Below are 5,400 nucleotides of genomic sequence, written 5' to 3' on the forward strand. Positions count from 1 at the left end.
AAGTCGCCGGGCACGAACTCGCGGATCTGGTCGGGCACCTGGGTGGCCCAGTCGCTGACCGCGACCACGGGGCCCTCGGCGTCCGCCAGCTTGTCGGCCAGGTAGGCCGTCTTCGCGGGCTCGGACGGGTACAGGAAGTTGTGCTCCTCGGCGGCGACGCCGTCGCGGCGCAGCTCGTTCCAGCTCGTCACGCTCCAGACATCCGCGGCCACGCCCCAGTCGTTCAGGAGCAGCTCCTGGGCCTCGCGTGCCCAGATCACGGCGACGCCCGAGGCGAGGATCTGCGCCTTGATGGGGCCTTCCTCGGCCTGGCTGACGCGGTGGATGCCGCGCACGATGCCGTCCACGTCCACGTTCTCCGGCTCGGCCGGGTGCACATAGGGCTCGTTGTAGACCGTGAGGTAGTACATGACGTTCGGGTCCGGGTGCGTGCCGCCGTACATCCGCTCGATTCCGGCGCGCATGATGTGGCCGATCTCGTAGCCGTAGGCCGCGTCGTAGGCGATCACGGCGGGGTTCGTCGCCGCGAGCACCATCGAGTGGCCGTCGGCGTGCTGCAGGCCCTCACCGGTCAGGGTGGTGCGCCCGGCGGTCGCCCCGATCATGAAGCCGCGCGCCATCTGGTCGCCCGCCGCCCAGATCGCGTCGCCCGTGCGCTGGAAGCCGAACATCGAGTAGAAGACGTAGACCGGGATGAGCGGCTCGCCCTGCGTCGAGTAGGAGGTGCCGACCGCGGTGAAGGCGGCCACGGCCCCGGCCTCGTTGATGCCGACGTGCAGGATGACGCCCTGGGGGCTCTCCTTGTAGGCCAGCAGCAGCTCGCGGTCGACCGAGGTGTAGGTCTGCCCGTGCGGGTTGTAGATCTTCTTCGTCGGGAAGAAGGAGTCCATCCCGAAGGTGCGGGCCTCGTCGGGGATGATCGGCACGATGCGGTTGCCGAACTCGCCGTCGCGCATCAGGTCCTTGAGCAGGCGCACGAAGACCATCGTGGTCGCCGCCTCCTGCGTGCCGGAGCCCTTCTTTGCGATCGCGTAGCTCTTCTCCTCGGGGATCGCGAGATCCGTGTAGGAGGAGCGGCGCTCGGGCAGGTAGCCGCCCAGCTCGCGGCGGCGCTCGTGGATGTACTGGATCGCCTCGTCCTGCTCGCCCGGGTGGTAGTACGGGGGCAGGGAGGGGTTCTCTTCGAGCTGCGCGTCCGTGATCGGGATGTGCATCGTGTCGCGGAAGAGCTTCAGGTCCTCCAGCGTCATCTTCTTCATCTGGTGGGTCGCGTTGCGGCCCTCGAAGTGCGGGCCGAGGCCGTAGCCCTTGATGGTGTGCGCCAGGATCACGGTGGGCTGGCCCTTGTGCTCCATCGCCTGCTGGAACGCGGCGTAGACCTTGCGGTAGTCGTGGCCGCCGCGGCGCAGGCCCCAGATCTGCTCGTCGGAGTAGTCCTCGACGAGCTTCAGGGCGCGCTCGTCGCGGCCGAAGAAGTGCTCGCGGACGAAGGCGCCGCTCTCGGCCTTGTACGTCTGGAAGTCACCGTCGGGGGTGACGTTCATGAGGTTCAGGAGCGCCCCGGAGGAGTCGCGCTGGAGCAGGTCGTCCCACTCGCGGCCCCAGACGACCTTGATGACGTTCCAGCCCGCGCCGCGGAAGTAGCTCTCCAGCTCCTGGATGATCTTCGAGTTGCCGCGGACCGGGCCGTCGAGGCGCTGCAGGTTGCAGTTCACGACGAAGGTCAGGTTGTCGAGCCCCTCGTTCGCCGCGACCTGGAGCTGCCCGCGGCTCTCGACCTCGTCCATCTCGCCGTCGCCGAGGAACGCCCAGACGTGCTGGTCGCTCGCGTCCTTGATGCCGCGGTTGGTGAGGTACTTGTTCGTCTGCGCCTGGTAGATCGCGTTGATCGGGCCGAGGCCCATCGACACGGTGGGGAACTGCCAGAAGTCGTTCATGAGGCGGGGGTGCGGGTAGCTGGGGATGCCGCCGCCCGCGTGGCTCTTCTCCTGGCGGAAGCCGTCGAGCTGATCGGCGCTCAGCCGGCCCTCGAGGAAGGCGCGGGAGTAGATGCCGGGGGAGGCGTGGCCCTGGATGAAGATCTGGTCGCCGCCGCTCGGGTGGTCCTGGCCGCGGAAGAAGTGGTTGAAGCCGATCTCGTACAGCGACGCGGAGGAGGCGTAGGTAGAGATGTGGCCGCCGACGCCGACGCCGGGGCGCTGGGCGCGGTGCACGAGCATGGCGGCGTTCCAGCGGATCCAGGAGCGGTAGCGTCGCTCGATCTCCTCGTTGCCGGGGAAGAGCGGCTCGTTCGAGGAGGCGATCGTGTTCACGTAGTCCGTGGTCGGCACGATCGGCACGTTCAGGTGCAGTTCCTTCGAGCGTGACAGCAGGCTCATCATGATTTCGCGACCGCGCTGGGGTCCGTGCGCGGCGACCAGCTGATCGAGCGACTGTTGCCACTCGGCGGTTTCCTGAGGATCGATATCGCGGTTGTGTACGGAGTACGGATCCTGGTTGTTTACTGCCAACGTTAAGCCCTTCCTTGAGAGTGCCACGCGACGCCGTCTTGGGGCGGTGGCATCGGTTCCCGCTGCCACGGTGAAGGCTGCGAATCCGACCAGGGACCACACTACCGAAGAATCGCGATTATTCTGCCCTCTCGGGGGGACAATTTTCCCCCGCGGTGGGGGAAACCGTGATAAACCGCGGGCGGGGCCGTGTCGCTAGACTGGAAATTCCCCACTCGGACACACTCGGGGCCGCGGAAACGGCCCCGGAAGGAGATCGACGATGACCCTCGACGTAGGCACCACCGCCCCCGACTTCACCCTGGAGAATCAGTTTGGCGAGGAGATCAGCCTCTCCGGCCTGCTCGCCGAGCGCCCCGTGGTGCTCGTGTTCTTCCCGCTCGCCTTCTCGGGCATCTGCACGGGCGAGCTCTGCGAGCTGCAGGACAACATCGCCGCCTTCGATGACTCCTCGGTGACCCTCGTCGGCGTCTCGGTTGACTCGAAGTACACCCTGCGCGCGTGGGCGGAGCAGGAGGGCTACCAGTTCTCGATCCTGTCCGACTTCTGGCCGCACGGCAAGGTGTCGAGCGACTACGGCGTCTTCCTGGACGACGCCGGGATCGCGACCCGCGGCACCTACGTGATCGCTCAGGACGGCACGGTTGCGGCCGCCTTCGCAACCGCCCCCGGCGAGGCACGCGACTTTGGCGCATACCGCGAGGCGATCACGGCGCTCACGGCCTAACGGCGAGTCGATTTCTCCGCGCCCGCGGGAATCCCGTACACTCAAGGGGTTCCCGCGGCGCGGGAGCGAGAGGGCCTTTAGCTCAGCTGGTAGAGCGCCACGTTTACACCGTGGATGTCATCGGTTCGATCCCGGTAGGGCCCACCACAGCATCACACGCGCCAGCGCATCCTCGCGGGGCGCACGCGAGCGGCCGTTTCCTTCGGGAGCGGCCGCTTTTGCGTGTGCCGGGGGCGAATATCCTGAGTCGGCGGGGCGTCCCGGCTCGCAGAAATACTGCGTTATTTTCGCGATCTTTTCGGAATTGCGGCCCCGTTTTTGCCGAGAATCGAAAAAGAAGCCGGACTGGGGGGCGGCTCGGGCTGGCCTAGACGGTGTCCGGCGAGGCCTCGGGCTCGGCCTCGGCCAGGGCGCGAACCTGCGTGGTGATCGCGGCCCGCCGCTCGCCCGGAGTAGCCGAGCGGCCCTGAATCATGGCGGGCAACTGGGGCAGCGACCAGTGGCTCGTGACCAGCGCCACGATGGCGACGAGGAGCTCGGCGGCGCGCTCGCGGTTCAGGCCGGGAAAGGAGTCGGCGATCTGGGCGACCTTCGCGGCGCAGCCGCTCTGCCGCTCCAGGGTGGCCTCGGCGTCGCCCGCGAGCTCGAGGCCTTCCCAGGCGAGGAGCCGGGGGAGGGCCGGGCTGGCCGCGTAGGCGTCGAAGAGCGCCCCCGCATAGGCTGCGAGCGCCTCGGCGCCCGTGCCCGGCGGCGGCGCGGCGCCCAGGAAGTCGTCGAGCGCCCGGTCGAGCACCGCGTCGAAGAGCCCGAGCTTGCCACCGAAGTAGGGGTAGATGCGCTCCTTGTTGACCCCGGCCGCCGTGGCGATGCGATCGATCCGCGCCCCGGCGAAGCCGTGGGCGCTGAACTCCACGGTCGCCGCGTCGAGGAGGAGTGTGCGCGTGCGTTCCGTGTCCCAGGCCATGCTGGGAGTCTACTCAATCTCCAAACGTCAGGTTGGAATTTGCCCCTGACGGGCGGTACTGTTCGAGCAATACCAACTAACTGTTTGGAGAATTGTGAACGCTGCCAGCACCCCCGACCGAAGCGATGTCCTGTTGATCGGGGCCAGCGGGGCCGTCGGCTCCACGATCCTGGACCGCCTGCGCGGCGCGGGCCTCCGGGTGACCCCCGCCGGCCGAACCCGCCCCGAGGGCGGGGTGAGCCTGAATCTCGGCCCCGAAGCGAGCGCGGCGGATCTCGCGCGGCTCGGGGAAGCGGCCGCACGGCACCGGCTCGTGCTGAACGCGAGCGGGGCGGAACACCCCGCCCTCGCCGCTCACCTCGGCGGGGCGCAGCTGCTCGATATCAGCGCGAGCGCCGCCTACCTGGCGGCCCTCGCGGCCGCGCCCGCGACGCGAACCGGGGCGGCGCTCGTCCTCGGGGTCGGGCTCGCGCCGGGCCTCACCACCGCGCTGGCCCGGGCCCTCGACACCCGGCCCGGCGACGAGATTGACCTCGGGATCATGCTCGGCTCCGGGGAGCGGCACGGCCCGGCGGCGGTGGACTGGACCGCGGGGCTGATCGGGGCGGATCTCGCGGACGCGGCGGAGGGCGGGCGGGTGCAGAACCTCCGGGAACGCCGGGCCTTCGCCGAGGGCGACGCCCGGGGGCGCGGGGGTGCCGCGGGCCCGCGCGGGGGGACCCGCGGCTACCTGCGCGCGGACTTTCCGGACCACACGCTGCTTCGGATGGCTCCGGGGGCGGACCCGGGCCTCCGGGTGCGCAGCTACCTCGCGCTGAGTAGCCGGGCGATGACCGGGAGCCTGGGCGTGCTCGCCCGGCTGCCGCGGCTGGCCGGACTGCTGCGGGTCGTGCCGCCGCTCGGCGACGAGCGCTGGGCGGTCACGGCGGTCAACCGCCGGACGGGGGAGACGCTCCGGGCGACCGGCGTGAACCAGAGCCGGGCGACCGCGGAGCTGACGGCGGCCACGGCGCTGGCGGCGCTGGGCCGGGGCGCGGTGCCCGGGGTCACCCTGGGCGGCGACGTGCTGAACCTCGCGGGCGCGGCCCGGGTGCCGGGCGTGCGCCTCGAGGGGCGCGTTCCCGGCGAGCGGGGAGCCGCGGCACGCGCGTAGCCGCGCGCACCGGCGGCAACGAGGACGCCCCGCCCCCCGGAAACGG

Annotated in this window: 4 protein-coding genes and 1 tRNA gene; 3 read left to right on the plus strand and 2 right to left on the minus strand. The window is 70.2% G+C overall.

Going from position 1 to position 5,400, the window contains the following annotated elements; all coding sequences use genetic code 11:
- Positions 1-2,510 (minus strand): pyruvate dehydrogenase (acetyl-transferring), homodimeric type (gene aceE / locus OOT08_RS15780; RefSeq protein WP_325094013.1); only part of this gene is annotated, 2,510 nt, incomplete at its 3' end.
- A 262-nt stretch (positions 2,511-2,772) separates the two neighbouring features.
- Here aceE and OOT08_RS15785 point away from each other — a divergent pair.
- Both OOT08_RS15785 and OOT08_RS15790 read left to right on the plus strand, forming a co-directional pair.
- Positions 2,773-3,237: a peroxiredoxin gene (locus OOT08_RS15785; protein ID WP_325093790.1), complete on the plus strand. Its 465-nt coding sequence runs from the start codon at positions 2,773-2,775 to the stop codon at positions 3,235-3,237.
- A gap of 71 nt (positions 3,238-3,308) precedes the next feature.
- Positions 3,309-3,384, plus strand: a tRNA-Val gene (locus tag OOT08_RS15790).
- Positions 3,385-3,604: 220 nt separating this feature from the next.
- On the opposite strand, the gene OOT08_RS15795 is transcribed toward OOT08_RS15790, so the two are convergent.
- On the minus strand, positions 3,605-4,201 hold the full coding sequence (locus OOT08_RS15795) for a TetR/AcrR family transcriptional regulator (protein WP_325093791.1): 597 nt from the start codon (positions 4,199-4,201) through the stop codon (positions 3,605-3,607).
- Positions 4,202-4,295: 94 nt separating this feature from the next.
- Here OOT08_RS15795 and OOT08_RS15800 point away from each other — a divergent pair, with 94 nt between their 5' ends.
- Entirely contained in the window at positions 4,296-5,354 is a 1,059-nt protein-coding gene (locus OOT08_RS15800; protein WP_325093792.1) for a hypothetical protein, read from the plus strand.
- Positions 5,355-5,400: the final 46 nt, after the last annotated feature.

The sequence above is a fragment of the Leucobacter sp. M11 genome (assembly GCF_035726885.1).
Classification (GTDB): domain Bacteria; phylum Actinomycetota; class Actinomycetes; order Actinomycetales; family Microbacteriaceae; genus JAPFRB01.